General features: G+C 63.7%; 3 protein-coding genes. All 3 read right to left on the bottom strand.

The window, feature by feature from the left end:
• Positions 1-119 precede the first annotated feature (119 nt).
• The 3 genes from AB4Y84_RS21380 to AB4Y84_RS21370 are packed head-to-tail and all read right to left on the bottom strand — an operon-like array spanning position 120 to position 1,360.
• The gene (locus tag AB4Y84_RS21380) at positions 120-578 is read right to left on the bottom strand and encodes an SRPBCC family protein (protein WP_312108482.1); all 459 of its coding nucleotides are present in this window, start codon (positions 576-578) and stop codon (positions 120-122) included.
• A 2-nt stretch (positions 579-580) separates the two neighbouring features.
• A complete protein-coding gene (locus AB4Y84_RS21375) occupies positions 581-895 on the bottom strand; it encodes an ArsR/SmtB family transcription factor (protein ID WP_442244955.1) in 315 nt (104 codons plus the stop codon).
• A gap of 9 nt (positions 896-904) precedes the next feature.
• Positions 905-1,360 (bottom strand): SRPBCC family protein, encoded by a 456-nt coding sequence (locus tag AB4Y84_RS21370; protein WP_312108479.1) that lies wholly within the window; start codon positions 1,358-1,360, stop codon positions 905-907.
• Positions 1,361-1,533 lie beyond the last annotated feature (173 nt).

The raw sequence follows: 1,533 nt of genomic DNA, 5'->3' as shown, positions 1-1,533 counted from the left end.
ACGTAACGCGTACTTTGCGGGTGAGCGGCCAGCACGCGTTGCATGCGTCGTTCAGCGGGATCAAGGCGCCTTCACGGGTTGGCTTGGGCCGTGGGCGGATTGCCAGCCATGGGCTGGCACTACTGGGGTTTGGCGAAGACGTCCAGGCCTTTGCCGGTTTCCAGCAGCGATTTCAGGCTCGACAGCACGATCGGCCAGCCTTGGCGGATGCCGGTATCCATGCCGCTGCCCGGTTCCAGCTCGTCATGGGTCACCGTCAGCTTGACCATGTCCTCATACGGCACGATCTCGAACGTCACCCGGCTGTAGGCCTTCGGGTTGTCCGCCTGCGAGGCGGCGGCCCAGGTGATCACCAGTCGCGAGGGTGGGGTGTTTTCCACCACTTCGCCCACCAGTTCGACCTTGCGCTCGTCATTGGCACGCACGTGCTGCCAGCGCGAGCCGGATTTCCAGTCCGATACGTTTTCGTGCCCCCAGTAGGTGCGGGCAATCTCCGGCCGGGTGATGGCTTCGAACACCTTCTGCGGCGTGGAGGCGATATAGATCACGTGGATGAAACGGGTGGATTCAGCGCTCATCGTCATTGTCCTTCCAGTTCCTGTTTGAGGTCATGCAGCAGGCTCAGGCGCTGCTGCTCGAACTTGCTTACCCAGCGTGTATAGACATCGTGCAGCGGCACCGAGTTGATGAAGTGCAGCTTTTCGCGGCCACGCCTGACGGTGCTGATCAGGTTGGCGTCTTCCAGTAGGCCCAGGTGCTGGGTAACCGATTGCCGGGCCATCTGCAGGTGCTCGCAGAGCTGCCCCAGCGTCTGTCCGTTGCGCTCGCACAGCAGGTCCAACAACGTGCGGCGCGTGGGGTCGGCCAGTGCCTTGAACACCTTGTCTGCATCCATGGGGTGCCTTCAGTTCCAGTTGTCGATCTTGACGTCGTGCGGGCTGGGCTGGCCGCGGCCGGTTTCCAGCAGGGATTTCAGGCTCATCAGGAAGATGGCCCACTTGGTGCTGCAGTGGTGCATGAATTCCACGCGTTCCTTCCAGCCTTCATGGCTGAACAGCACGATGCAGTAGTCGCCGTCCTGGTGCAGGGCGAAGCGCGCGGTGGTGCCGATCCATTCCGGTGGGCCGTCGACGAATTCCCACAGCACCCGCTCGTTCGGCTGCAGCTGCAGCAGCTTCATCTGCATGGCGCCGATTTCCTGGCCGTTGGCGGTAAAGCGGGCGGCGACGGTGCCGCCGGGGTGGCGGTCGCCGGTGGTGTCCTCGGCCCACCAGGCGGCGATACCTTCGGGGGTGGCCAGGGCCTGGTAGACCTGGGCCGATGGGGCGTTGATGCCGACTCTGTGTGCGATATCCACCATGACTGCGGCTCCACGGTGGGCGGCGGGGTGCCGTCCGTGGGATCACAATAGGCAGGTAAATGCCTGCATGTCAACTCCGCCGCCGTGGAGCCTTGGCCGGTGGATGCAGCGCCATGGATTTTCGCTGTGGTAGTGCCGGCCGCTGGCCGGCAGCCTGGGGGAATGTGGGTGAT

Origin of the sequence: Stenotrophomonas sp. 2YAF22 (assembly GCF_052114665.1) — a bacterium.
GTDB classification, from domain to species: Bacteria; Pseudomonadota; Gammaproteobacteria; order Xanthomonadales; family Xanthomonadaceae; genus Stenotrophomonas; species Stenotrophomonas indicatrix.
This window is presented reverse-complemented; position numbering and strand designations above follow the sequence as displayed.